Annotated in this window: 21 protein-coding genes and 1 pseudogene; 7 read left to right on the top strand and 15 right to left on the bottom strand. The window is 47.5% G+C overall.

Annotated elements, in window-relative coordinates; translation table 11 throughout:
* Positions 1–171: 171 nt before the first annotated feature.
* On the top strand, positions 172–2,094 hold the full coding sequence (locus CKQ84_RS11225; protein ID WP_011847889.1) for a DEAD/DEAH box helicase: 1,923 nt from the start codon (positions 172–174) through the stop codon (positions 2,092–2,094).
* A 138-nt stretch (positions 2,095–2,232) separates the two neighbouring features.
* Positions 2,233–2,604 (top strand): DUF6677 family protein, encoded by a 372-nt coding sequence (locus CKQ84_RS11220; RefSeq protein WP_105251333.1) that lies wholly within the window; start codon positions 2,233–2,235, stop codon positions 2,602–2,604.
* Here the strand turns inward: CKQ84_RS11220 and CKQ84_RS11215 are convergent.
* Positions 2,601–3,215: an HAD family hydrolase gene (locus CKQ84_RS11215; RefSeq protein ID WP_105251332.1), complete on the bottom strand. Its 615-nt coding sequence runs from the start codon at positions 3,213–3,215 to the stop codon at positions 2,601–2,603. The two genes, CKQ84_RS11220 and CKQ84_RS11215, sit on opposite strands and share 4 nt — an antisense overlap.
* A gap of 29 nt (positions 3,216–3,244) precedes the next feature.
* Positions 3,245–4,206 (bottom strand): annotated as a pseudogene (locus CKQ84_RS11210) (DMT family transporter).
* A 318-nt stretch (positions 4,207–4,524) separates the two neighbouring features.
* Between CKQ84_RS11210 and CKQ84_RS11200 the strand changes: the two are divergent.
* Together CKQ84_RS11200 and CKQ84_RS11195 are read left to right on the top strand one after the other, a co-directional pair.
* Complete coding sequence (locus CKQ84_RS11200; protein WP_105251331.1) at positions 4,525–5,331, top strand: hydratase; 807 nt, start codon at positions 4,525–4,527, stop codon at positions 5,329–5,331.
* A 196-nt stretch (positions 5,332–5,527) separates the two neighbouring features.
* Positions 5,528–6,640, top strand: coding sequence for an energy transducer TonB (locus tag CKQ84_RS11195; RefSeq protein ID WP_105251330.1), 1,113 nt, complete (start codon positions 5,528–5,530; stop codon positions 6,638–6,640).
* Between the two features lie 17 nt (positions 6,641–6,657).
* Here CKQ84_RS11195 and CKQ84_RS11190 read toward each other — a convergent pair whose 3' ends face one another.
* The 7 genes from CKQ84_RS11190 to slyA form a co-directional block, all read right to left on the bottom strand.
* A complete protein-coding gene (locus tag CKQ84_RS11190) occupies positions 6,658–6,987 on the bottom strand; it encodes a cysteine-rich CWC family protein (RefSeq protein WP_105251329.1) in 330 nt (109 codons plus the stop codon).
* 688 nt (positions 6,988–7,675) lie between these two features.
* Positions 7,676–8,518, bottom strand: a complete 843-nt coding sequence (locus CKQ84_RS11185) for a hypothetical protein (protein ID WP_105251328.1) — start codon at positions 8,516–8,518, stop codon at positions 7,676–7,678.
* Between the two features lie 537 nt (positions 8,519–9,055).
* A complete protein-coding gene (locus CKQ84_RS11180; protein WP_105251327.1) occupies positions 9,056–10,123 on the bottom strand; it encodes a c-type cytochrome in 1,068 nt (355 codons plus the stop codon).
* Positions 10,124–10,133: 10 nt separating this feature from the next.
* Complete coding sequence (locus CKQ84_RS11175; RefSeq protein ID WP_105251326.1) at positions 10,134–10,757, bottom strand: c-type cytochrome; 624 nt, start codon at positions 10,755–10,757, stop codon at positions 10,134–10,136.
* Between the two features lie 225 nt (positions 10,758–10,982).
* A complete protein-coding gene (locus tag CKQ84_RS11170) occupies positions 10,983–12,011 on the bottom strand; it encodes a DUF2955 domain-containing protein (protein ID WP_105251325.1) in 1,029 nt (342 codons plus the stop codon).
* 252 nt (positions 12,012–12,263) lie between these two features.
* Entirely contained in the window at positions 12,264–13,322 is a 1,059-nt protein-coding gene (locus CKQ84_RS11160; RefSeq protein WP_105251324.1) for an HlyD family secretion protein, read from the bottom strand.
* A gap of 8 nt (positions 13,323–13,330) precedes the next feature.
* Entirely contained in the window at positions 13,331–13,804 is a 474-nt protein-coding gene (gene slyA, locus CKQ84_RS11155; RefSeq protein WP_105251323.1) for a transcriptional regulator SlyA, read from the bottom strand.
* Between the two features lie 223 nt (positions 13,805–14,027).
* Between slyA and CKQ84_RS11150 the strand changes: the two genes are divergently transcribed.
* Entirely contained in the window at positions 14,028–15,929 is a 1,902-nt protein-coding gene (locus tag CKQ84_RS11150) for a methyl-accepting chemotaxis protein (RefSeq protein ID WP_173913222.1), read from the top strand.
* Between the two features lie 56 nt (positions 15,930–15,985).
* Here CKQ84_RS11150 and metF read toward each other — a convergent pair whose 3' ends face one another.
* The 3 genes from metF to metB form a co-directional block, all read right to left on the bottom strand.
* Entirely contained in the window at positions 15,986–16,873 is an 888-nt protein-coding gene (gene metF / locus CKQ84_RS11145) for a methylenetetrahydrofolate reductase (RefSeq protein WP_012088154.1), read from the bottom strand.
* Between the two features lie 217 nt (positions 16,874–17,090).
* Positions 17,091–19,484 carry a bifunctional aspartate kinase/homoserine dehydrogenase II gene (locus CKQ84_RS11140; protein WP_105251321.1) on the bottom strand — a complete coding sequence of 798 codons (2,394 nt, stop codon included), beginning with the start codon at positions 19,482–19,484 and terminating at the stop codon, positions 17,091–17,093.
* Positions 19,485–19,495: 11 nt separating this feature from the next.
* On the bottom strand, positions 19,496–20,659 hold the full coding sequence (gene metB, locus CKQ84_RS11135; protein ID WP_105251320.1) for a cystathionine gamma-synthase: 1,164 nt from the start codon (positions 20,657–20,659) through the stop codon (positions 19,496–19,498).
* Positions 20,660–20,871: 212 nt separating this feature from the next.
* Between metB and metJ the strand changes: the two genes are divergently transcribed.
* Both metJ and CKQ84_RS11125 read left to right on the top strand, forming a co-directional pair.
* The gene (gene metJ, locus CKQ84_RS11130) at positions 20,872–21,186 is read left to right on the top strand and encodes a met regulon transcriptional regulator MetJ (protein ID WP_105251319.1); all 315 of its coding nucleotides are present in this window, start codon (positions 20,872–20,874) and stop codon (positions 21,184–21,186) included.
* 134 nt (positions 21,187–21,320) lie between these two features.
* The gene (locus CKQ84_RS11125; protein ID WP_105251318.1) at positions 21,321–22,064 is read left to right on the top strand and encodes a sulfite exporter TauE/SafE family protein; all 744 of its coding nucleotides are present in this window, start codon (positions 21,321–21,323) and stop codon (positions 22,062–22,064) included.
* Positions 22,065–22,170: 106 nt separating this feature from the next.
* Here CKQ84_RS11125 and nrfD read toward each other — a convergent pair whose 3' ends face one another.
* The 3 genes from nrfD to phsA are packed head-to-tail and all read right to left on the bottom strand — an operon-like array spanning position 22,171 to position 25,982.
* Positions 22,171–23,118: an NrfD/PsrC family molybdoenzyme membrane anchor subunit gene (gene nrfD, locus CKQ84_RS11120; protein WP_105251317.1), complete on the bottom strand. Its 948-nt coding sequence runs from the start codon at positions 23,116–23,118 to the stop codon at positions 22,171–22,173.
* 2 nt (positions 23,119–23,120) lie between these two features.
* Positions 23,121–23,687 (bottom strand): 4Fe-4S dicluster domain-containing protein, encoded by a 567-nt coding sequence (locus CKQ84_RS11115; RefSeq protein ID WP_105251316.1) that lies wholly within the window; start codon positions 23,685–23,687, stop codon positions 23,121–23,123.
* Positions 23,688–23,699: 12 nt separating this feature from the next.
* The gene (phsA, locus tag CKQ84_RS11110) at positions 23,700–25,982 is read right to left on the bottom strand and encodes a thiosulfate reductase PhsA (RefSeq protein ID WP_105251315.1); all 2,283 of its coding nucleotides are present in this window, start codon (positions 25,980–25,982) and stop codon (positions 23,700–23,702) included.
* Between the last annotated feature and the right edge of the window lie 257 nt (positions 25,983–26,239).

Raw genomic sequence — 26,239 nt, 5'->3', positions numbered from 1 at the left:
CAGTTTTAGCGAAAAAAATGCAGAAAACAGGTTAAATAGCGTGACTCTGATTGGTAAAGTGGCCGCCATGCTGCTATAATCCGTCGTTCGCGGGAAATCGACACGGGGTTGATTTTCTGTCTGTGAAACTTTAGCGCCATTTCGCGCGCGCATCCACAAGGCTACAACCCAATGTCATCCGATGAAAGAACTTTCCGTGAACTCGGCCTATCCGAGAATTTGTTGCGTGCTCTTGACGAGCTAGGTTATGAAAAACCAACGCCAATCCAATCAGCCAGTATCGATCCACTTATGGCTGGCAAAGATATTTTAGGTCAAGCGCAAACAGGTACAGGTAAAACTGGCGCCTTCGCGCTGCCGCTATTGAACAAGGTCACCAGCCAAACTACACCGCAAATTTTAGTATTAGCGCCAACGCGTGAATTAGCGGTTCAGGTTGCCGAAGCATTCAGTAGCTATGCCAAATTTATGAAGAATTTCCACGTTCTGCCAATTTACGGCGGTCAAAGCATGCAACAACAGTTGAATGCCCTGAAACGCGGCCCACAAGTTATCGTTGGTACGCCTGGTCGTGTAATGGACCATATGCGTCGCGGCACCTTGAAACTCGATTCATTACAAGCCTTAGTGCTCGATGAAGCCGATGAAATGTTAAAAATGGGCTTCATCGATGATATCGAATGGATCCTTGAGCACACGCCAAGCGAACGCCAACTGGCGTTATTCTCTGCCACTATGCCAGAGCAAATTAAGCGTGTTGCTAACCAGCACTTACGTAATCCTGTACATGTTCGTATCGAATCAAGCCAAACTACGGTTGAGTCAATCGAACAGCGTTTCGTACAAGTATCACAACACAACAAACTTGAAGCTTTAGTACGTGTATTAGAAGTTGAAAACACTGAAGGTGTGATCATATTCGTGCGTACTCGTAACTCATGTGTTGAGTTAGCTGAGAAGTTAGAAGCCCGCGGTTATGCTTCATCACCACTACACGGTGACATGAACCAGCAAGCCCGTGAGCGTGCAGTTGACCAACTGAAACGTGGCAAGTTAGACATTCTGATCGCGACTGACGTTGCGGCCCGTGGTCTTGACGTTGAGCGTATCGGTCACGTTGTGAACTACGATATTCCGTATGATGCCGAAGCTTATGTACACCGTATTGGCCGTACAGGCCGTGCTGGCCGTACTGGTATGGCGATCCTGTTTGTGACTAGCCGTGAAATGCGCATGCTGCGCACTATCGAACGCTCAACTAACAGCCGTATTTCACCGATGAAAATCCCAAGCCCAGAGACTGTTGCAGAACGTCGTCTGTCTCGCTTAGGTGAGCAATTGGCTGAAACAATCAACGGCGATTTAGATTTCATGAAAGAAGCTGTTGCTCAATTATGCCAACAGTTAGAAGTCGATACCGATCTGCTAGCCGCTGCATTATTACAGCAAGTTCAGCAAGAACGTCCTTTGCAATTGCCAGCCATTCAAGAACGTGTTCGTGATGAACGCAGTGAGCGCACTGAACGTAGCGACCGCGGAAGTGATCGTAATGACCGTGGTGGTGAGCGTGGTGAACGCAGAAGTCGCGAACCGCGTCCAATGCCAGCAAGCTTAGGCTCAGCTGAAGCGTTGAAAGACAACCCAGATTTAAAAATGTGCCGTTACGTGATCGACGTAGGTCGTGAGAATGGTGTAGGTGTGGGTAACATCGTTGGCGCTATCGCGAACGAAGCTAACATCGACAGCCGTTACATTGGCGCAATCCAACTTTACGATGCAGTGACCACTGTTGACCTGCCAGACGGCATGCCAAAAGACGTGTTACAGCACCTACGTAAAGTACGTGTTTGTGGCAAGCCATTGAACATCCGCGAAGCTGGCGATCAAGTATTTGTTGATTCAGGCCGCAGTGCTCGTTCAGACCGTCCTGCTGGTGACCGTAAACCACGTGGCGATCGTCCAACAGGTGACCGCCCAGCGGGTGATCGTAAGCCTCGCGCTGCGTCTACTGGTGATAAGCCATTTGCTGACCGCAAACCACGTGCAGACAAACCTGCCGGTGAGCGTAAGCCACGTAAACCACGTGAAGACTAATCTAGCTTAAGCTAGAGACTAAAAAAGGAGCCTAGGCTCCTTTTTTGTTGGCTTGATTTTGTCTTAGTTTGCCTTTAGCAAAGATAAAGCTTAGTGTCTAATCTCCAAAGAGTTTAATGGCATAAGTAATCGACTCCCATGAAAAAAGCCCTTACCGCCGGACTATTATCCGCCTTCGTCGCCCCCGGCAGCGGCCATTTTTATCTGCAACATAAACGCAGTGCCCTAGTGTTTTTTGTGCTGGCAATACTGAGTCTTGGTCTGATGCTGCAACAAGTCATGCAAGTAGCACAGCTTATCTCGCTGGATATTCAAACTGGCGTTTTACCGCTAGATATAGGCGTGATTACAGCCGAAGTGACCAAGCAAACTACGGCAACCATTCGTGATGGTGCGGACAAGCTGATGTATGGATTTATCCTCTGCTGGCTAATTGCCTTATTAGATAGCGTGCGCTTGGGACTGAAACAAGATAAGCAAGATGCAGTCACGGCCCAAAACAATGCCTAGTCGCCAACTGTCCATGCTTCAATAAAGCTATGGTAGCAAGTAACGAGCATATCAGCGTTGTGGGCATAATCGGGAATAATTTCAGGACAATAGAGGGCACAGTGACTACCCGCATTGCGCGCAGTTTGCAGATCAAACAGATAATCGCCCACATACAAGATATCTGCGGGCGCGAGTTGCCACTGCTGGCAAATAAGATGAATACCTTCAGGATGCGGCTTAGGCTGAGCGTCGTAGCGCGTTAATACTAGTGCGATATCTATGCCGAGTTTATCGATAGTGATTTGCGCCGCTTCTGGCATATTGCGAGTCAAAATAGCCAAGGGCAGTGACTTGGCCCGTAGGCATTCGATAAGCTCCCTCGCGCCATCAATCCAACTGGCCTTGAGTGAACTTTGTCTTTCGTACTCATGGACAATGTCTAACGCTTGAGCACGAGCTTCATCAGTACTAAGACTCTCGACATGGGCCAAGATATCCGTACCAGAATGAATCCCCAACTCCCGCCGCAGCCCTGCAAAATCAGGATTAGAATGTGCTAAGGTGCCGTCGAGATCGAAGATGACGCCACGGATATCCTGAAGTTTTAATTCGCTGAGTCTAGTGATCACTGACCTTTCCCATAGATAAAATGTCTGCGTTAGACAGCCTGCAAACGCTTCGCCTGACGATTACGGTACATAGGCAGCAATTGCACCACCATCACAGACACTATAATCACGCCGATAAACCATCTAATTCATCAGCGCAAAATACTTCTGGCCACCAGCCAAGGCTCACCACTAACGCCGTGGCACTAAAGCTAAATACTGGCGTTAGGGCCAACATGGCACTGACCTGCGCCGTCGGCCAGTACTTCATCGACTGCCCAAAACAGCCATAGGCGATCAAGGTATTGGCGGCGCAAAACAGTGCTATCTGCCAATCGAAGCTGTCCATACGGACAAACTGACTAAAGTCGCTAAAGGGAGCCATTACGAAAATACCTAAGCCATAGATCACTAAGAGCACGTTCGCGGGCGACAAACGATTCAGTAAGGATTTTTGTAATAAGGCATAGCTAGTCCACGACAGTGCCGAGAACTGGATGATCATCACCCCAATCCAAACCTGATGATTATTAGCCCCAGAAAAATTTAAATTAGGATGGAAAAACATCAACATACCTAAAGCTAAGGTTGCAAAACAGCTGAGTTGCACTGCATTAAGCCGTTCCTTAAAAAACAACACACCACCAAACGCGAGGAAAAAGGGCGAAGTCTGGAAATTCAGTTGGGCGGCGCCCGGTGCGAGGTAATCGAGTGAGTAAACAAAAGACACATAATTGAGCATCAAGAAGATGCCAGCAAGCACTAACCTTAACCAAACTTTGGCATCAAGTGCTGCAAATTGCTTAAGACTACCTGCGCTCCATTGGATCACTATACTGACTAAAAGCGCGACCAGAAAACGAAACCAAGTAAGAGTCACAGGATCGATAAAGGCCGCCGAGAGCTTTAATGCTATAGGTAACATGCCCCAAAATAAAACCGCAACTGAGATGAACAGGAGCCCGAGTTGAGCATGATTATTTGCCTGAGGGGCGTTATGGCTAAGGTTCACGGAGGAGTCCAGTAGAAACCGCAAAATGGACAGCCATTCTGGCACTGAGCCAGCACAATATCTAGCGGATCATCATGGAAAGATTCGCGTTAGATTGGATACTTTAGCTGACACTTATGTGAGGCAAGTTTCAGCATCTTACGATAATTGGAATATTGGCCGCACTCTTGATTCAACTGCAGCAGATTTACCCCGAAAGCCAACATTGGCATTTCCCGCGTTGCCAATAACCGAGTATATTTGGCCCATAAAAATGGCTTCTGCCACACTCTCTCTAGGCCACTTCTTTTTAAGCTAACGCTTTAAATAGGAAAGTTAATGTTATCTACCGCCACGATCGAACAAGTTAAAACACATATTAATACCGCAGCCAAAGAATTAGCCGAGCGCCGCGCAGCAGGCACGAGCGGCGATTTACTGATCCCAGAACTAAGGCCAACCAGCTTCGAACAGGCCTTCGCTATTCAACAAGCCGTAGCAGAAATATTTAAGGCAAGCGATAACAATCCTATCGCGGCGTGGAAATGCCTATTACCCACGGCGGAAAAAACCGTCGTAGCGCCTATTTATCAAGATGATGTGTATCAACAATCGACCACTTGCCCACTCTATCCATCGACTAAAGGCCTCGCCCGAGTCGAACCCGAACTCGCCTTCGAGATTGCTCGCGATTTACCGCCAAAAAGCACGCCTTACACAAAGGCTGAAATCGACGAGGCCTTAGGCCACACACGCTTAGCCTTGGAATTGATCAAAAGCCGCTACCACACACCCAGTGAAGCGACGCATTTTGATGCCCTCGCCGATGGCTTAGTCAATCAAGGACTGTGGTTAGGGCCAGTGCTTAATCCGCAAGAAGGTTTAGAAACCAGCTGTTTTGAACTCAGCGTTGATATTCAGGATGGCGATACTCTGCAAAAATCCGCCATTCATCCCAACGATTTCCCTAAGGCAGGACTCTACTGGTTAGTTAACTTTTTATCCGCCCAAGGCATTAGCTTAACTCAAGGGCAATATGTGATCACAGGCTCTTACGCTGGCGTCCTCGATCTGCCATTGGCACAGATCTGCAAATTTGAATACGGCGCGCTTGGACAGTTCGCCGTGACTTTCACTACTAAGTGATTGCGGCGAGTAAAACGACAAAACACTGATAAATAAGCGAACTCAGTTTCAGCTGGGCTCGCTTATTTTCAATCTCAGTTCTCAGTGCTCAGTTATCTGCATTCACCACAAGCATCATTAACAAAAGCCAAACTAACTTGCCTCAAAATGTACACCTATGTATCATCTAAATTCATCAATAATAAGGATATATAGAATGTCACACGGAAAAATGCTGCCAATTGCCTGTCTTCTTGCCCTCACTTTAGGCACTTCTCTTAGCGTGCATGCCTCAGAAAATAGCTTTACCAAAGCCTATAGTGACTATCAAGCCGCCGTAGAAAAAGGCGATGCTGCAAATATTGAAGCAAGCGCAAAAGCCGCTTATCAACTCGGCGAAGCCCAATATGCCAAAGACAGCGTCGACTTAGCTAACCTAGCCATGAACTGGGCCAGCGCGATAGAAAAGCAAGTTGCACCTTACCCATTTACAGAAAATAATCTGCCCAAAACGGCTAAGGCGAATGAATTGTATCAACTCGCTCTGGCTAACTATAAAGTTCATTATGGCAAAGAAGCGCTTGAGCTTATCGATCCCTTACTGGGTGCTGCACAAACCGCCGTTGAAGCCAAAGATGCGAAAAATGATTTGCTTACTGCTATCGCAATTGCTGAAAAATCCGATAAAAAGAAACTGCTCGCCGATGTAAAAATGGCCGCCTTCAACCGCTTATCAAATACAGAGCTATATACCAAAAGCGTAAGAAGCTATGCCTTCGATGCCTATGATATTTATAAAGAGATTTTACCAGAGAACGCCATAGACAGAGTCAAGGCAACCTATGTGGTGGGTGCCGTTGAGTATGCAGAAAAGCATGATGACAAGGCGATTCCATTGCTTTTAGAAGTCGTTAAGCAGTTTGAAGCCCTTAACTTTAGCCATCCCTATGCCTTAAGTGCCCACGCTTATTTAGTGGAACTCTATGAGCGCCAAGGAAAGCGTGACGAGTCCACCGCCCACTGTATTGCTATCGGCAAAATGCGTCCTTGGGCCGACGCACAGGAACAACAACCTATTTTCCGTACCGCACCAGACTATCCAATGTCCTATGCGCAGCGAGGTAAAAGTGGCTGGGTTCAGCTTAAATTTACTGTCGATAAAAATGGCTTCGTCAAAAATCCTGAAATTTTAGCTTCTAAGGGTGGTGCTCTCTTTGAGAAAGAAACGCTAAAAATGATAGATAAATGGCGTTACGCACCCAAGTTTGAAAATGGTATAGCCGTTGAGGCACAAACCACTGTGCAACTGGATTACACCATAAATCGATAGCTCATTACTTCAGCCCGCTATTTCACCTCATAACCTAGCCCATCGCTCACACTCGATGGGCTTTTTTCATCCTGCGTTGTAATCTGCCCCAGACTTAACCCCTGCTTGAGTTGGCTGAGGCAGGCTTGGCAAATACACGCATCGGCAGACGGTAAAATATGATTGATTGCCCCTAGCGGCGAACCTGATGCTTGCGCTTGCAAGGCAGCCAAAGGTGGGAACACCTGCAGCGCGCACCAACAATCCTCAATACCCTTACCTAAAATCACAGCACATTGATTCGCGCCTTGGCACAGAGGGCAAATTTGCGCAGTTTCTAACTTAGGTTGTTCCAATGGCTGAGACACAGTAATCCTTATAGCAAGATAAGTTGTTATAGCGCGGAGATCATAATAGATTTTTGCAACTCAGGCTGAGTTGTTTCCCACCAAAGCAAAGCTGCTGAGTTATGCAGCATTAATTGCCATTGTTTTCCCAGTGACACGCCTGCTTATGATTTAAAAAGAAGTGTTAATAATGTCCTAGGCATTATAGTGATATTCTCTATGCCACTATCGGTCAGATACAATAAAGTATCCTTTCTGATTTGCTAAAAGATTAAGTACTTGTATTCCAGTGACACGCCATAAACTCATCCCTGAGGGCTCGACGGCGGCATCCTTGCCGCCAACGGTCACTTCCATGCAAGTACTTAATCTCGTTAATTCCCGAGTATACCTGTCACTAAATTTAACTATGGATGTTTCAATAAAGTTCAATTGGTTGTATTCATCAAGTTATCTAACTTAAATGATATTTGGGTGTATTCATTTGGCTCAGTGAACCGCATTCCTGTGTTATAGCAAGTGTGTTCACAGATGCATACATGGTGAATGCAATATTTGACAATTGAAAAGGTATTAAACCTTAAGCCGACATCACTTCAAACAGTGGACATGTTTGCATGGTTGGCATTCGTCTAAATCTATTTCATTCAGTTTTGAGTAATGCCTAGCTCTTCGTCAAAGTGAAAGCACAAATGGAATTTGTAATGATTTACTTGTTTATCTTTGCGATTTGTCGCTGAAGCAATTCATACATAACCCCATCAAAAATCGCCCCCTTATCTCTAGCAACTGTACACATTTCCCAAATAACACCAGCGTTAAACCATTGCAATTCTGTATGGTTGTAGACCTTCATCATTGTTAAGAACAGTTCCCATCCTTCATCGTCAGGCTTTACCTTAATTGATTTGACTGATTGGTAGGCTATTACAGAAATACCCAGAAGTAGGAAGAACTCCTTACTCTCATTATGAGCAAAAATCATCCCTAAGCAGATAAGTACCCATTTGAGTAAGAACAAAGCGACTTTGAAAATGGATTTCCAATGAGTTCCGTATAACTTCGGGTACCGATCTTTAACTAATAGGTTTTCTCGGTAACTCGATATCTCTGCGTAGATGAGGGCATCAGTGAGTAAATAATCTATTGATTTTGTTTGCATATATGGCGTATCAAGGTACACGCGAACTTCAGAAGCTAGTTCATCTTTTAACATCGGCCAGATTTCTTGTTTTGTATCGAAGAGCCCTCCTAAATAGCTTGCTTTGTGATACCAAAATGTTTGGTCGTTAAAAGTTTCCTTTTGTTTGTCGGTCATTTTTTCTTCGTTGTTTAACCATCCACGAAGATTGTCAAATACATCCCTTGCTTTAGTGATTCTCTGGTTATAAGCATCTGTTGAAATACCTTCCTCCATCGATCTCTCTCGAAGATTTTCAAGCATTTCTTTTGCTAACGAATAGTATTGACGATTTTCCCACCGATCTTCAGGTTCTTCCGGCCAGTTCCCTAACCATTGCTGTTCTTCTTCAAGATAAGGGGCAATATCCATTTCAACTCCATGTGATAGATCGCTGCGATGACTATGATTTCTCTGATTATCAAGATAATAAAGCAAGTTCTCAACTTAAGTAATATCAGCGCTTCCAATCTCAACCAATTCAGTTGATTGTTTCTAACAATAAAAAAATACAGTAAGGTGTAACAATTCCCTATTAATTTTTCCGAAAAACCACCGTAAATCAGCTTCTTAAAAAACGTAGAGAGGGTTCAACTCCCTCAATACGTTTTGCACATTCGAGATAGTGAATAAGCCACTTATAGCGAAAATCTCCGTATGCTTTTAAAGCGACAGTTAACACTGATGTCCGAAAGGTGAGTCATGGTGATTTGCGAGGCGACCGTCCGCCCCACGGACGGGGCGGTCGAGCATCCACGGATGGACTAGCTGCGTGTCGGTGAGAAATGCCATGACAAGCCTAAACTCTTGGGCTAATTAATAAAAAAGCCAGCAAGGCTATAGGCTTACTGGCTTTTCTGCTTTATTTATTAACTCGCTTTATTTCATCAAGCGAGCGCTTAATCTCAACTATGACTTCTTAGGAAAAATCGGATAGGACTCAGTGCCTAACACTTTGCCATCAACAGTGAGACCATAGTAATCGCTGTCATTATGGTATTTTTCCTGCGCTTGCTTTACATCACCTTTGCTACGTGGGTCCTGTGGACGCTCGTGGGAGTTGATGTAAGCGGCAACATCCCAAGCCTGTTGGTTCGTCAACTGCATGCTCTTACCAAAGGGCATATTTTCATAAATGAAAAATGCGGCAGTATTGACCCTGTGCATTCCCGCTCCCCAGTTATAACTTTGAGATCCCCACAGCGGCGGCAGTGCATACACACCCGCAATGGCTTGACCTTGCCCATCAACACCATGACAAGTTTGGCAATGGGCGACATACACGGCTTTACCCCGTTCAGGTGAATAGGCTTGTTCGGGTTTTGGGATCTCAGGATAAGCTCGACCCGGCAAGTTAGCACGTTGCTCAACTGTCATCGCCTTAGCTAATGCCCCTGGTAGTGGGAAGTCATCCCGCTTAGCACCTTTGACTAACTCAGCATCACTGATCTCAGGAACAGGGCCGCTGATATTAGCCTCATCCATCAAGCCGCCCATGCCTAACCAATAGGCGTAGGCAGAAAGCGCCACTAACTCAGGGCTACCTGATGCGGGAGCTTTACCATTCATCGAATAGTTAAAACAACCTTGGATGCGTTCTTCAAAGCTACTGACTTTATTGTCTTTTTTACGATACGCCGGATAAGCAAAATACGCGCCCCAAAGGGGTGATGCATTGGCTTTACGGCCTGCATCCATATGGCAATTGGTACAGTTAAGCTCATTACCCACATACTTATCACGCAGCTGTTGGGTATTCACAAACAGTTGATAACCTAAACGCACTTTGTCACCAAAGGCGCCTTCGGGAATCGCACTCAAAGGTCTAGGGGTAAGATAGGTTTGATCTGCTACCTTAGGGAAAGAAGGCAGCGGAGCTTGCTTATCTGGCCGTTCTTGTACTGGCTCAGTTTCAGCTTGCGCCTGCATGGTTAACAACCCCATCGCGGCCAGTAATAACATTGCGGAATATTTCATGGCCGGCTCCTTATTTTAAATTCGCAAAGTAGTTGGCTAAGGCATCAATCTCAGCGACGGTGAGCTTATTCGCGACGCTCCCCATCATGCCATCGACGTCACCTTTACGTGTTCCCGACTGCCATGCCAATAATTGCGTTTTGATATAACTCGCCTGTTGACCTGCTAAGCGAGGAAATAAGCCGCCACCTAATGCAGAAGGACCATGGCAGGTCACGCAGGCTGGTAAACCACGGGACCAATCACCTTGATAGGCTAAACGAGCAGTATCGTCATTAAAAACAACTTGTTCACCGCGGATAACAGGCTTGACGTCATTGGCAGGCTTTGCAGAAAAATAGCTCGACACTTGCTCAATACCGTCACCTTGGAGCGTCATTGCCATCGGCATCATGGTCGCGTTTTGGCGAACGCCTGCTTGGAAATGCTGCAATTGTGTCGAGATATATTCTTTAGATAATCCCGCTAATCGAGGGCCAAGTGGTTCAATACCCTCACCCGCAGCCCCATGACAAGACACACATAACTGTGCAGCTTGTGGCATAACGTTCATCGATTGTTTGTCAGAAGGCTCGGCGGCAGCGGCATAGCCGCTACATAGCGTTAAGCCTATGACTAATGTTTTAATCTTCATGTTCTATCCTTGAAGAGAATTAAGCTCTAAAGCATAGGGGTTATTGTTATTTATGTTTGTGCTCACACACTAAACCCATTTTAAAATCAGCCGCTCATTTTTAAAACAGCCAATAAATGAGCCTTAACATTCATTAAGAGTCACTTATTGTTCAATTCAAACGGGATAAATTTACCTTACTCTGTACAAGGTTAAGCTGCAAGCCTTCAAGACTTAATGGCCTGCTCAATAACCAAATCGCGTCGATTCAAAACGATTCAATAACTTATGTATCAAATAGCATAAAAGTAACGTGCCAACGATAGCGATTAAAATACTGCTCACTCGGTATAAGGCACTGAAGATTAAGTCGTTACCTGGGGTCAAATACTGCCCAAACAAAATCCCTAACGTGGTCATAGCACCAAAACCCACGCCAGAGCCATTCGCCTCGCGCACATGGGCTTGGCTAAAAATCATCAGTCCAATCCACAACAAGGGGACAACTAACATCAATAGCCCTGACCAATCATAGAGCAGCAACTGCACGAATATCCCAAACGACACCCCCAATAGGGTGCCTATGGCGCGCTTACGGGCATAGTCGAGTGCACCATTCCAATGCATGGGAAACAATAGCAGAAGAGTGGTCGCTTGAGCCGACATCGAATCCCGCAGATCAAATATTTGGAACACCAGAAATGATGCCGTCGCTATGGTCGCGCCAAGCAAGGCTTCGTGGCGCATTCGATGCGGCGCCTTAGGCCCAGGTTTGTAAGCTGCCCTTGGTTCCACATCGGGCCAGAGTACCGTCATAGCGTAGGCGATAACAACTGACAGTGCTGTCGCCCAAAAATTACTGAAAACTAAGTCGTTTAAGTCAACGCCGGGATAGCTTGCAAAGTGCAGCATGATACTGAGACTCAGCACACCGCTGGCACCAAAGAGAAACAAACTGCCGCGGGACATGGCCGCAAAGCGGTATAAAAATAATAGGAAAACGATGGGAGTCATCATGCCGGGATGGCTGCCAAAGAAACCGCCGAGTAACCCAACCTCTAACCCAGCCATGGCAGATGAAGCTAATAATTGGCGCATAGCATGGCCATTCATCACTGGCACTAATCCGAGTAGTAGCATAGGTGTCACAGTGAAGAAGACTCCATTGCTCCAACCAAAAATTTTACACAGGGTAAAACCTAAGGTCGCGCCAGTCGCAATCCGTAAACACTGGCGTAAATCGTTGGCCGTCAATGGGCTATGGCGTAGTAACATGCTCGTCGCCTTGTTCTATCGATACATTAAATGAGGATGTTTAGCTGGCTTATGCTGCGTTCACACTTATGTTGCTTTGAAGCGTTCACTCAAGCCACTCGCGGCAAATACAGATAAGTACTAATGGATATGCCGGTAAATATGCTGGTAAATATGCTGGTAAATATGCTGGTAAATATGCTGGTAAATATGCTGGTAAATATGCTGGTAAATATGCTGGTAAATACGCTAGTAAACATTCTAGTAAATAGGCTAGTAAATATAGTGCAGCAGGCTGATTGCTTTAATTTGCACCTTAGCGAGCATGCTAAACAGGCTATTCTCGGGCAGCAGTTGCACGGTCGCGCGCGCACCGGCTGGTAAGCTGTTCATTGCCATACCATCTAACACTAGATGTAATCTCAATCTTTGGGCATCACGTACCCAACGGTCCGATTCCTGTGGCGCGGCTAAACGGCCATTGGCATCGAATTGCCCTGCACTCACGCCCGCATCAACACTGCTCACCGTCGCCCGATATAAACGCCCAGGTTCGCCATCGAACGCAATCAAAGCGGTCGAAGAAGCATTCACGCCACGCAGGCTCTTCTCGCGAAAATCGGCAATAATATCCACTTTATCCGATACCACGGCCAACAGAGGTTGCCCCACGGTCGCAAAACTACCGACTTCTAATTGCAGGTTAGTCACTATCCCATCTTGATCGGCACGTATTTGGGTGTAAGACAGATTAAGCTCGGCTTGAGCTAAATGGTTTTGCGCCTGACGCACTTTAAGATTCTCTTCGCCATAACTGCCACGACTCACTTTGAGTTTTTCTAAACGCGCATTGGCGGCAAGCAAATTGGCTTCAGCAGCTGCGGCATCGCTATCGGCTAGCTCCTTTTGCTGCTGCGATACGCCATGGGTGGCATACAGGGCATCGAGACGTTTAGCCTCGCTGCGTTTTTGTTGTGAGGTGGTTTTATTGGCATTGACCTCGGCCTTAGCGGCCAGTAGCGAGGCATCTAACTCAGCATTATCTTGACGGGCTTGCTCTAAGGCCAATTTAGCTTGCGATACCGCTAACTCATAGGGCGCGGGATCGACTTGAAACAGCAAATCGCCTTTGGCAACCGCTTGGTTATTGGTCACGGCTATGGTCTGAATTTTACCGCTGATCTGCGGTGTCACTTTAGTCACTACACGGGTCGCCATGGCTTGAGGCGTCAATGGCATCATAGTGTCGGCCAGCATGAAATAGCCAAAAACCATCACAAAGCCAAACATGGCAAATTTTACTAAACGGGCAAACTGTTGATCCGGTGTCATCTTCTTTCTCACAAAAGGGTGTCTGTAACCTTGGTTAATTTGGCGCTTGCGTTGTCGCTGATCAGGCTAATAATGCGTTCAAATTCGCTCAACTCTTCGGCACTGATCCCGCCTAATAACTCACGGCGCACTTGAATAATCCGCGCTTCCATTTGCTTTAAAACATCTAATCCCGCTGGCGTCAGGCTCACAATCCTTGCCCGCTTATCTTTGTCACAACAATGACGCTCGACTAGACCTTGCTCTTCTAATTGCCCTAAGGTGCGCATTAGCGAAGCCAATTCAATTTCCAAGGCATCGGCCAACACTTTTTGGCTCACGCTGTCGCCTAAACGCAGTAATTTCCACAATGCTGTCCAACGGGGATGAGTTAATCCTAAAGGTGCCAGCTCAACATCGGCCACGGTACGCCACAGTCGATGCAGACGGCCTAAATGCTCCGCCAGTGATAACTCTTTTAGTCGCTCTAATTCTTTTTGCATCTTGCCCACCCACTTAGTTAGCGTGCTAAGCATTATACTTAGTTAGCAGGCTAAGTAAATATTTAGGCCCAAAATAGATCTGTGTCCAAGGGCACGAAACGAGCGTAAGAGGGAATAAATAACGTAAAAAGGTTCGCGCCCTCTCAAATCTTATCAAGTTGTATCTCTATAATATCAAACGGATAAATTGAGTTGATTTGCACATGAATTGGAGGCTGTTTTGATAAATCTAAAAATTAGTACGAGGATCGTTATTGGGATCTGTCTATTACTGTTAACAGTAATGAGCTTTATCATGCCGCTCGTTCTCTCTGAATTCAGTCGCCAAGTTGCAGAATCCGAGCAAAGAGAACTCCATAAGATCTATGAAACCGCTGTTGCCGAGATAGCCTCATCGGGCAAGTTAGCCGAAGCAATGGCAACCATCATCTCACTCACACCAGAAGTTCAAAGCACCTTTGCAACAGGCGAGCGTGATGAACTCACCACCCGTACCTTACCTATATTCACCCAACTTAAGCGCGATTTTGCGGTTCAGCAATTCCAATTTCATAGGCCACCAGCCACTTCTTTTCTACGCTTGCATCGTCCCGAAAAATTTGGCGATGATCTCACCAGCATACGCAAGACCATAGTGGAAACAAATAGCCAAAAGCGCCCTCTTTATGGCTTGGAATATGGAGTGGAAGGATTAGGTATTCGTGGTTTAGTTCCAATGACTTACAACGGGCAACACACAGGATCAGTTGAGTTTGGCATGTCCTTCGGTCAACCCTTTTTTGATAATTTTAAACAAGCCTATCAAGCAGAAATTGCCCTCATCTTGCCAGATGATTCTGGATATAAGTTATTTGGCGCTACATTCACGCCTGATACCCAAGCGACAGATGAACTCAATAACGTCATCCAAGGCCATGAAGTCATACGCACTATTTCCTTAAATAACAAAACCTATGCTCTGTATCGCAACGCCATAAAAGATTACTCAGGAAACGTGTTTGGCGTACTCGATATTGCGATGGATAGAACCCATTCAGAACAAGCGATAGCAGATATTCGCCTTAAGTTGATCCTTATCGGTTTAGTGGCTCTGGTCATTGGAACTGCCATTGCTTGGTTTATTGCCAAAGGAATTACTCGCCCTATCGCTGAAACCACCCAAGCCATGAATGATATCGCTGAAGGTGAAGGCGATTTAACCCGCAGAATCGCGGTAAAAGGTAAGGATGAAATTGCTGAATTATCGATGGCATTCAACCGCTTTGTAGAAAAAATCCACAACACAGTTTCCCACGTCGCCGACTCAACAAGCCTGCTCGCCACCTCTGCTGAAGAAATGTCGAGCATTACGCGGGAAACCCAGAAGATGGCGAGTCGTCAGCACCTCGAAACCGAGCAAGTTGCCACCGCAATGAATGAAATGGCCGCAACGGTTCAAGAAGTTGCCCATAACGCGACCGATGCGGCCGATGCCGCCAATCATGCCAATGACTCAACCGAACAAGGCAAATTGGTTGTACAAAAAGTGGTAACCACTATCGCCATATTGGCCGAGGAAATAGCCACAGCAGCGAGTGAAATCAATGAATTAGAGCGTAATACCGCTGAAATTGATTCTGTGCTTGTGGTTATCCGTAATATTGCCGACCAAACTAATTTACTCGCACTCAATGCGGCAATTGAAGCCGCAAGGGCGGGAGAACAAGGTCGAGGGTTTGCAGTCGTTGCCGATGAAGTACGCACTCTGGCGAGTCGCACTCAAGCATCTACGGCAGAAATTCAGCAGATGATCGAAGCGCTTCAGCATAAAGCTAAGTCTACAGTCAATGCGATGGAAACCAGCACCCGCACCACCCAAAGCTGTGTATCCCAAGTTCACCAAGCGGGTGAAGCACTCGAAGCCATTACCCATGCGGTTTCCACCATTAGCCAGATGAATATCCAGATCGCCAGCGCTGCAAATGAGCAATGTGCGGTTTCGGCTGAGATTAATAAAAATGTTAATAACATCAATGATATTGCGACCAATGCGACAGATAGTGCGGTACAAACCGCACGCGCTGGCGATGAACTTGCCCAACTCGCAGCCCGTTTAACAACTTTATTAGCTCAATTTAGAATTTAAACAAAACAAAACGCCGCATTCTCTGCGGCGTTTTTATTAGCTTATTTTATAAAGTTTTATTTAGGACGCACGCCTAAAGTGTGGCAAATCGCGTAGGTCAATTCGGCGCGATTTAAGGTGTAAAAATGGAAATCCTTCACGCCTTCGCGGGACAGCACTTTCACCATGTCGATGGCCACGTTTGCCCCCACCAATTGGCGTGTACCCGCATCGTTTTCTAGGCCGTCGAATTGCTTATGTAACCAATTCGGTAACGACACATTGGTCATACCCGCGAAACGTTTTAGCTGGGTAAAGTTAGTCACAGGTAAGATGCCCGGCACAATTTCAACGTCGATACCGGCGGCAACGCAGCGATCACGAAAACGCAGGTAAGATTCCACATCGAAGAAAAACTGGGTAATGGCACGGCTAGCGCCCGCATCAATCTTACGCTTAAGGTTGATCAAATCCGCCTGTGCATTGCTCGCATCGGGATGCACTTCTGGATAGGCCGCAACGGAAATATCAAAGTCAGCCACTGAGCGCAGCAAACGCACTAAATCCACCGCAAAACGGGTTGGCTTGGGGCTGCCTGCGGGCAAATCACCACGCAGTGCCACTATGTCACGAATGCCCGATTTCCAATAATGCTTAGCCAGTTCTAACAGCTCTTCATCGCTGGCATCCACTAAGGTTAAGTGCGGCGCGGCAACGAGGTCGGTTTCCTGTTGGATACGTTCAATCACGCCATGGGTGCGGTCGCGAACACCTGAGTTAGCACCGTAAGTCACAGACACAAACTTAGGATTCAGCGGCTCTAAACGACGGATAGAGTTCCACAGGATCTGTTCCATTTCGGGGGTCGATGGCGGGAAAAACTCAAAAGAAACATTAATATCGCCATTAAGCTCAGACAAGCTCTGGTTCAGCGATTGTGAATGTTGTGCGTGATGAAAAGCCATGTGTATTTCCTCAACCGCCCTTGGCGCTACTCTTTGCTAGTATGAATTAGTTCAAATGGACGTTTGGACGTCTATATGTCCATATACTAGAGAAACTGAGATGTAAGTCAAGCCCAAAAATACCCATAAACCGCATTTAATCTCGGTTAATTCGATAGATTTATTCTAGCCAATAAAAAAGGACTCGAAGGAGTCCTTTAAGAGGCTTGATACCGCGTTATTCCTGCAGCAGATCGCGACAGATCTGGGTCAGATCCGACTGCACCGCCGCCGCTGTCACTTCGCGTCCAGCGCCCGGTCCACGGATGATCAGCGGATTACCTTGGTAGAAGACACTGCGGATCACAAACACATTATCACCAGGGGTTAAGTTGGCGTAAGGGTGATGGGTATCAATCCACTGCAAACCCACCTCGGCCTTGAGCTCTGGGCCGCTGTTGTCTAAGGATGCCACATATCTGAGCACCTTATTTTGCTCCGCCGCCGCACCATACTGTTGCAGCAGATCGGCATCTAACTCGGCAATGCGGGTGAGAAATTGATCTAAGGGAATATCCGCCAAAGCGGCTGGCACGAGTGAACGCAGTTCAATATCTTCAAGCTCGATTTCAAGGCCAATTTCACGGGCCAAAATAAGCAGTTTACGCTGCATATCACGGCCGGAGAGATCGTCGCGGGGATCGGGTTCAGTAATACCTAAGCCTCTGGCTTCAATTACTAATTCTGAAAATGGCTTGCTGGTATCGTATTTTTCAAATAACCAACACAAGGTGCCAGAGAAAATCCCGCCTACCGCTTCAACACTATCACCGCTGTTACGCAGATCATTTAACGCGTGTTGGATAGGTAAACCTGCGCCACAGCTGGCGTTATAGCGCCAAAACAAACGACGGTTACCCAGTTGCTGCTTTAACTCTCGATAGAAAGGCAGTGGACCCGAGCCCGCAAGTTTATTCGCGCTCACCACATGGATGCCACGCTCGAACAATTCTGGATATTGCAGCGTCAAACTGGCGCTGGCACTGATATCTAAGGCCACCAGCTCATCGCAGTTAACTTGCTCTAATTGCTCGAATAAATGTTCATACTGCCAAGGCGTTGCTTCAGTATTAAACTCTGTTTGCCACGCGGCAAGATTAATGCCAGTGGATTTAATCAAGGCTTTACTCGAACTGACTAAACCGACTAACTCAACACTAGCTTCGAGTTCATGGTCTAGTGAGGGTGAAACCGACTTAAACAGATCGATCCAAGCCTCACCGATATTACCCACACCGAGCAGCAGGACGCCAATGCGTTTACGCGGGCCAGCGCAGCGACGGTGAACTTTTTGGGTTAACAGATTCACCTGTGACTGGGGCACTAACGTCACTAAACTTAAATCGCCACTGAACAAAGGTTTAGCATCACGGCTCAGTAAACGCGCGAAGCTGCGGCGATAATGTTCGGCGTCGGCACTTACTAATGCGACTAAACCAAAATCTGTGTTGATCTGCTGCTCGCTGATCCCTAATGCTTCTGCCTCGGCATCGAGTAATCTTTGAACTTGTTTTTGATTCTCAGCGGTATAGGCAAGTTCAACCCTTTGATGGGCAGAGGTCCAATGGGCCAATGGCGTTAAACCTGCGGCGATCAATAGATCTAATAAACGGGTTAACTCACCCGTGAGTTTAAAGCCGAACAGGACAACAGCATTAAGATTAGTCACCACAGGCGCGCTCGCCGACGAACTGTGGGGCGCGATTAAGGTAAAGTCGGTGTGGGACGCATAACTTGAACGCACCGCTAAGCTCACTTCGGTATTGAATAACGGCTGCAAAGTGCGCGAATGCAATACTGGCGAGCCCAAACGCGCTAGGCGATCGGCTTCGGCAAGTGACATACTTTTCAGTAACTTGGCATCGTTGATTTTATTAGGATCGGCGTTGAACACCCCTTCCACATCGGTCCAAATGGTCACGCGCTCGATATCGGCGAGACTAGCAATCAGGCTGGCACTAAAATCTGAACCATTACGGCCAAGTAATAGGGTATCGCCACGCTCGTTAGCACAGATAAAACCTGTGATCACTAAGCGTTCATTTGGATGCGCGGCTAATAGGGCTTGTACTTTAGCGCGGGATTCTTGTACCCGAATTTGTGGCACAGCGGCTTCATCGGCCACTAAAATTGAACAGGCATCCACATGGCTTGCTGCCACGCCAGATTCGCGCAGCAGCGCCGCCATTAAACGTGCCGACCAACGTTCGCCAAAGCTCACCACATGGTTGATTTGGTATTCGTTGCGCTCATCTAAAGACAACAAGCTGATGAGTTGCGCTTTATCAGTGGCCAAACGCTCACGCAGATCTCGGGCTTGTTCATTCGACAACAACTGCTCAATCAACCCCTGTTGGTAACTGATCAGCACTTGTAATTCTTCTTGCCATAGCTGACCCGCATCACGCAGCGCTAATAATTTATACAGGAAATTCGTGCTTTTACCCGCTGCAGAGACCACCACGAGATCATCACTATGACCGTGGGTTAACAGGATATGGGCGACTCGGCGATAACAATCGGCATCCGCTAAACTGGAGCCACCAAATTTATGTAAGTGACAACGTGCCATCTATTATTCCTCTACTGACAAGCCGCAACGGCGGCTAATCCTGCTTGAATATCTGCAACTAAATCGGCGGCATCTTCAATACCCACCGATAGACGCAATAGGGTGTCCTTAATACCAGCCTCGAAGCGCGCCTGCGGCTCCATGGCTCTGTGGGTCATAGTTGCGGGCACGGCCACTAAACTTTCGACGCCACCTAAACTTTCCGCCACGCTAAATAAGCTGAGTGCACCTAAAAAGGCCACCACTTCGGCCTCACCGCCTTTGAGCTCAAAACTCAGCATAGCGCCAAAGCCCTGTTGTTGCTTGGCCGCAATGGCGTGACCAGGGTGATCCGCAAGACCGGGGTAATAGACTTTGCTCACCACAGGGCTTTGGGTTAATACCTCAATAATACGCTGGGCATTGGCTTGATGCTCGCGAATACGCACCGCTAAGGTACGCAGGCCGCGCAGGGTCAGATAACTGTCGAAGGCTGACCCCGTTAAGCCTAGAGTGTTCGACCACCAATGTAAGCTTTCGCCGATTTGCGCGTCTTTGGCGACCACAGCGCCGCCGACCACATCGCTGTGACCATTGATATATTTAGTGGTGGAGTGGATAACGATATCCGCGCCTAACAATAGGGGTTGTTGCAATATTGGCGATAAAAAAGTGTTATCGACCACCACCAGCGCGCTGACCTCATGGCTCGCCTTAGCAATGGCTTCGATATCTACCACACGCAATAACGGGTTCGATGGGGTTTCGAGCCACACCATCTTAGGATTCTGCGCAATGGCGGCGGCTAACGCTTGGCTGTCGGTTTGGTCGACCACAATGAGCTTAAACTGGCCTTTCTTCGCCAAGTTGGTAAATAAACGGTAGGAACCACCATAGCAATCATGGGGCACAACTAATAGGTCATCGGGGCCGAGCAAAGTAGTCACTAAGGTGATGGCCGCCATGCCAGTGCACGTCACTATGCCAGTGGCGCCCTTTTCTAATTGCGCTAATGCTTCGCCTAAAATGCAGCGCGTTGGGTTGCCTGAACGACTGTAATCGAATTCGCGGGGATTTTTATGACCATCGAAGGCGTAATTAGTCGACAAATAAATCGGTGGCACAACTGCGCCATATTGAGTATCGCTTTCGATACCCTGACGCACTGCCAGTGTGGCTAATTGACGCTCTGCCATGGGTGGACTCCTAAATTCGATAGACTGATAGAGATGTCTGGACGTCTAAATGTACCTAAGCCCAACGCCATCGTCAATAGGCGTGAAGACGTTTAGACGTCTGAACATAAAGAAATCTGTTTGCAATCACAAAGAAATAGTAGCAATAATTTGACTGTTCTTTGTAAGGGTTTAAAATCTGCCCCGAATTTAGCGTTATAACAGGTGAGTCAATGACTGAATGGAATGGGGAATACATCAGCCCCTATGCTGAACATGGCAAGAAGAATGAACAAGTAAAAAAAATTACTGTGTCTATTCCGCTCAAAGTGCTTAAGGTCCTCACGGACGAACGTACTCGTCGTCAGGTCAATAATTTGCGTCACGCCACCAACAGCGAGCTGTTGTGTGAGGCATTTTTGCACGCCTACACTGGCCAGCCATTGCCCAACGATGAAGATCTGTCAAAAGATAATCCAGACAGCATTCCCGCTGAAGCCAAGTTGTTGATGGATCAAATGGGAATAGAGTGGGAAGACATGGAATAGCGACTCGTCGCTTTCAAAGTCATATCACAGTGCTCATCAATAGGGATCGTTAACGATCCCTTTTTGTTTATACCCAAGCGACTTCAAACTTTAAATTTCACCATCTTGAGTTGGTTTGGGATATAGGAAATCCTATGTTTTCTATGATAGATCCACAGACACTCGCCTTAGCCTCGCTGGTCGTGTTTCTGGGCGCATTAACCCAAAGTCTTATTGGGTTTGGGCTTGCGGTTGTCGCCAGTCCTTTGCTGTATATCGTCGATCCACAACTTGTACCTGCGCCTGTTATTGCTATGGGTTTCTCCATCGCCCTGCTGACCTTAGTGCGTGAACGCGGTCACTTAGAATTCAATGGCTTGCAATATGCGCTCCTAGGTCGCGTGCCCGGCGGTTTTATCGGCGCGAGTTTATTGCTGTTTGCGCCTCAACCCATACTGGGTTTATCCATCGCCGCCATTGTGACTGTCGCAGTGATCCTCAGCCTGTATAAATTCAGCCTGCCAGTGAATAAGAAAACCCTCTTCGGTGCGGGCGTGGTTTCAGGGATCTTCGGCAATATCGCCGCAATTGGTGGCCCGCCGATGGCGATTTTGTTAGCAGGCAAAGATGCCTCGCAGTTTCGCGCAGCCCTGTCGGCCTTCTTCATTTTTAGCTCCATGATTGCATTGGTCATTTTAGCGATCACTGGCTTATTAGAATTAAAACATCTTTGGCTGTCGTTGATGCTGCTCCCCTCAGTGATTTTAGGTTACTTAGTCGCAGGACGATTAGTGGGCCATGTCGATAAAGAGAAGACAAAGATGGCGACGTTAGTCCTGTGCAGTATCAGCGCCTTAGTGCTAACAGTGAAGTCGGTTATCGAGTTATTACCCCAATAAGCGTCCTGCTTGTACTGGCAAACCTTCTCAAGATTCAAACAATAAAAAAGCACTGACATTGCCAGTGCTTTTTCTTTATCTATCAATATGTAAAGCCAGCTTACACTCAGCTTAAATAGCTTTGCCCTGCGTACACAATAAAGTGTCTTAAAGCGAGTACGCCCGTTAAGCTCGCGCAGGCAACCATGATCATCGCGCCCTTAGTGTGGCGAGTCGCGGCGGGTAGCAGCATAAACAGCAATGGAATACCAAAACCTATACCGACAACGCCTATCCAGAACACGCTTGCCCATAACCCAGAAGTTAACGATGCTAAGGCCGCAGCCGCCGCGCCGCCCTTGAAGTACAAGGCGCAGAACAACATGAACAGGAACAGAATTTCAATCGCCATCACAGGCAATTCTAAACCGTGCATCTTCACTAAAGTTTTGTCGTGGCTGTCAGTCTTAAACATCAGCAACGCCAGTACCGCATTTGCCGCAGCGCCCGCCGATAAACCCGACACTAAAAACAGCGCAGGCAGTACCGCAGTGTTGAGCATAGGATAGGCATTCATCGCCGAAATCAAGAAGCCAGTGTAAGCCCCTACGCCAATGGCCAGGACAAACAACAATACTTCAATCAGCTTTCGAAATGGCATAAGTAACTTAGCGATAGGTGTTAGGAAACCCAAACCCCATTTTGGTAAGTCATCCCGCAGCACAATAATGGCGTACGCAAAAGCTAAGGGAGAATACGCCAGCAGCGCCAGCACCCCGATTGCCATCACAGACTGGAAGTTATAGTGAATTAAGATCAACCAAAAGTGGAATGGTTTGGTTAAGTCAAACACTAAACAAGCTAGACCTAAGCTAATTGCTACAGGCCCAATAATGGCTGCCGCCTTAAGAATGCTGCTTTCAGCTCCCGCGCTGAGTTCCTTATTCGCCCAGCGCAAACCAATGCCAATCAGTAAACTGCCCGCGGATAACCCCGCCATAAACAGGTAAACGGCGATGACCCAGTGCCAAGTGACAGGATCATATTGCGCCATGTCGCCCCAAGTATTGTTCATAATCAAATCCCCCCTCTTTTGGTAGGAACGCGATATACCCTAGGTTTAGTGCCCAAATGGGTTTTATCTTGGTAAGTGATTTTAGTGTTGAGCATGATGGCCACTTCACTGCGTGGATCATTGGCATCACCAAACACTAAGGCATCGGTTGGACACACAGTCACACACGCTGGCTCTTCGCCCCGTGCTAAACGCGTATCCTTACAGAAGTTACACTTATCCGCCGCCTTGGTTTCTGGGTTCATAAAGCGCACTTTATAAGGGCACGCTGCCACACAGTACATACAACCGACACACTTCTCGGTATGGATAGAGATAATGCCATCTTCACCCACATAGGCCGCGCCTGTTGGGCACACTTTAACGCAGGGTGCATCTTCACATTGCTGGCAAGATACCCTGTGATATTTGAAATGCAGATTGGGCATCTCACCAAAGGGGCCTTCCACACGCACTTGCAGACGAGTTACGCCTTCGGGTACGCCATTTTCACTGCGACACGCCACGTTACAAGCTTGGCAGCCGATGCACTTATTCTCGTCGTGCACCATTACATATCGTTTATTCATTTAAGCCTCCGATTAGCGCTTTGCCAGCGTGACGCCCGTGGTGTGCACTGTCATGCCACACACAGGAGCAGTAACGTGCGGCAGTAAGTTACCGCAGTGGATACCTTTGCCCGTTGCTCTGACCAACTCTTTGTTCTTAGAACCAAAGCCCATGTAAGCAAACACAGTATCTTGGCGGATACCCGGCGTGACTAAGGCATGGCCTTCTTCTGTGCCAACACTGCTGGTGAGGCGGATTGGGTCGCCATTGCTGATCCCTAACTTGCCCGCAGTAACGGGGTGAACCCACACAGCGTTATCCGACATCAGGTTAGCGAGCATAGGCACATTGTGGGTGGCGCCATTGGTGTGCACCGCCACTTTGCCTTGGATAAAGTACAACTCATCTGCTTTTTTAAGATTCACTTCGCGGAACTTGATCACCCCACGGCCCGGTGCCATGGCTTCGACTTTCGCGGAAGTGAGTTCAATCTTGCCACTAGGGGTTTTAAAGGTCAGTGCACTGGCGTAAGTGCCGTCTTCATCGGCTGGCCGCGCATTGGGGTATGCCTTAATAAACTCGGCAACCATCTTAGGCTCGCACAACATAATTGGCTTACCGAAGCTCACGAAACCTTCGTCTTTGATACGGCGCAGCAGGTCAGTGTCGCGGTTCACCTGCAGCATTTGCAGGGTTTCCATGTTTTCCCATGGATAGAACTCGCCAAGACCCATAGCCACACCCACATCCTTAAAGATCTGCCAAGAAGGCTTAGTATCACCTAAGGTTTCAACGACCCGTTGGCGCACATAATAGGCCGGATTTTTACCTGACTTATCAGCAATTTCTTCATCACGTTCAAGATAAGTTGACTCAGGTAAAATCACGTCCGCATAGGCGGCGGTTTCGCTGATATACACATCACACACGGCGATAAAGTCGAGCTTTTTCATCGCTTCAACAACGCGCGCCCTGTCTGTCATGGTTTGCATTGGGTTAGTGCGTGACATCACCCAGCCGTGTAACTGGTAAGGAACAGCGCTTAACGTGGCATCGAGAATGGTTTGGTAAACGCCGCCCGATGTCCACATCATGGCGTACTGTTCTTCCACCTGATCGATACGTTTCGCTGCTGGTTTTGGCATGTCTTTCACGCCAGGTTTTGCCAATACGGGCGCAACCGCTTCACCGGCAAGCTTGTTGTAATCACCGGGTTTCTGGCCGATATAAATCCCGCCCTTACGCTCGATGTTACCAATCAAGACGTTAGCGGCGTAAAGGGCGCGGCGCATCTCAAACTCTTCGGTGGTAAAGGTGGCTCTGTGACCAAAATCGACCACAGCATGGGGCGCTTTAGCGGCATATTCGTGGGCGATACGACGAATGTCTTTGGCAGGCACATCGGAGATGGTTTCAGCCCATTCAGGGGTATAGGCTTTAACTTCGGCGGCAAAGGCTTCGAAGCCTTCCACATAGCGCGCGACAAATGCCTTGTCGTAAAGATTATCTTCAATCAATACATGACATAACGCCAAGGCGACGGCCACGTCTGTTCCGGGACGAATGGCGTACCATTCATCGGCCTTGTCGGCCACAATGGAGAATCTTGGCTCGAACACCACCAGCTTGGCACCTTTGTCCATCTGCGCCGCCATCATGCCGCGGGTTTCGGACATATTGATGCCTTCGTACAGGTTATGGCCGAAGTTAATGATGTATTTAGAATTACTTAAATCACGTTTGACCTTAGTGCCAAAAATAGCCTTAGCGGCAATTTCATAACCACCTGGGCAAGTCGACGCGTGGGTAAAGGTATTTGGACTACCAAAGGCGGTCGCAAGGTGAAACAAATGCTTTTCTTGTGAGCCAGATTTTGACGAGAATGCCACGGCTTCTGGGCCATGTTCTTTTTTGATTTTATTGAGGTTTTCAGCGATTAATTTATAAGCCTCATCCCAACTGATCTCAGCCCATTTGCCTTCGCCGCGCTCACCGACCCGCTTTAACGGTTTAACGATACGCTGTGGATCGTACAATAAACTATGGCCTGCGCCGCCACGGGCACATACTTTACCGCCAAAGGATTTAGCGGCCTTGTTGCCACTAATGAAGACGTTCTTGCCCTCAATCACCCGCGCCGAAATCGGGCAGCGAGTCGAACACATTTCACAAATACTGGCAATGTCTTTGCCCATGCCCTTTAGCTGCTTATTCTCTAATGCCGCTAAGCTGCCCGGCAGCAGACTGGCCAGCGCACACGTGGCGCTGCTCGCTCCTGCTCCCTTTAAAAAGGTTCGCCTATTAAGCTCAATCATGGTTACCTCCATCACGCTCATCCCACCCGTCAGTCGCCACATTGGACGCCATCGAGCAGAGGTTTGCTCACTGATTTGATTACTTTTTTAGTTATAAAGCGTTAAAACAGTGCCACCATATCTTCAAAATACACGGCATACACTGAATACACTGCTCATCCACAGAGATTGTTATCCCGAAAGAGGTAGGTGGGTATTGTGGTAAACCACATGGGGAAGCTCGGTGTGATCTATCGCAACTAAAACCTAAGACTGAC

The sequence above is a fragment of the Shewanella sp. WE21 genome (genome assembly GCF_002966515.1).
GTDB classification, from domain to species: domain Bacteria; phylum Pseudomonadota; class Gammaproteobacteria; order Enterobacterales; family Shewanellaceae; genus Shewanella; species Shewanella oncorhynchi.
Note: the sequence above shows the minus strand (reverse complement) of the source record. Positions and strands in the feature narration are given on the sequence as shown.

Coding starts and splice junctions, on each gene's coding strand:
- metB (WP_105251320.1), bottom strand. CDS start 20,659: ATGGCAGAGCGTCAATTAGCCACACTGGCAGTGCGTCAGGGTATCGAA.
- CKQ84_RS11170 (WP_105251325.1), bottom strand. CDS start 12,011: ATGTTACTACGCCATAGCCCATTGACGGCCAACGATTTACGCCAGTGT.
- CKQ84_RS11195 (WP_105251330.1), top strand. CDS start 5,528: ATGTCACACGGAAAAATGCTGCCAATTGCCTGTCTTCTTGCCCTCACT.
- CKQ84_RS11185 (WP_105251328.1), bottom strand. CDS start 8,518: ATGGATATTGCCCCTTATCTTGAAGAAGAACAGCAATGGTTAGGGAAC.
- CKQ84_RS11200 (WP_105251331.1), top strand. CDS start 4,525: ATGTTATCTACCGCCACGATCGAACAAGTTAAAACACATATTAATACC.
- nrfD (WP_105251317.1), bottom strand. CDS start 23,118: ATGAACAATACTTGGGGCGACATGGCGCAATATGATCCTGTCACTTGG.
- slyA (WP_105251323.1), bottom strand. CDS start 13,804: ATGCAAAAAGAATTAGAGCGACTAAAAGAGTTATCACTGGCGGAGCAT.
- CKQ84_RS11220 (WP_105251333.1), top strand. CDS start 2,233: ATGAAAAAAGCCCTTACCGCCGGACTATTATCCGCCTTCGTCGCCCCC.
- CKQ84_RS11225 (WP_011847889.1), top strand. CDS start 172: ATGTCATCCGATGAAAGAACTTTCCGTGAACTCGGCCTATCCGAGAAT.
- phsA (WP_105251315.1), bottom strand. CDS start 25,982: ATGATTGAGCTTAATAGGCGAACCTTTTTAAAGGGAGCAGGAGCGAGC.
- CKQ84_RS11125 (WP_105251318.1), top strand. CDS start 21,321: ATGTTTTCTATGATAGATCCACAGACACTCGCCTTAGCCTCGCTGGTC.
- CKQ84_RS11115 (WP_105251316.1), bottom strand. CDS start 23,687: ATGAATAAACGATATGTAATGGTGCACGACGAGAATAAGTGCATCGGC.
- CKQ84_RS11175 (WP_105251326.1), bottom strand. CDS start 10,757: ATGAAGATTAAAACATTAGTCATAGGCTTAACGCTATGTAGCGGCTAT.
- metJ (WP_105251319.1), top strand. CDS start 20,872: ATGACTGAATGGAATGGGGAATACATCAGCCCCTATGCTGAACATGGC.
- CKQ84_RS11160 (WP_105251324.1), bottom strand. CDS start 13,322: ATGACACCGGATCAACAGTTTGCCCGTTTAGTAAAATTTGCCATGTTT.
- metF (WP_012088154.1), bottom strand. CDS start 16,873: ATGGCTTTTCATCACGCACAACATTCACAATCGCTGAACCAGAGCTTG.
- CKQ84_RS11180 (WP_105251327.1), bottom strand. CDS start 10,123: ATGAAATATTCCGCAATGTTATTACTGGCCGCGATGGGGTTGTTAACC.
- CKQ84_RS11140 (WP_105251321.1), bottom strand. CDS start 19,484: ATGGCACGTTGTCACTTACATAAATTTGGTGGCTCCAGTTTAGCGGAT.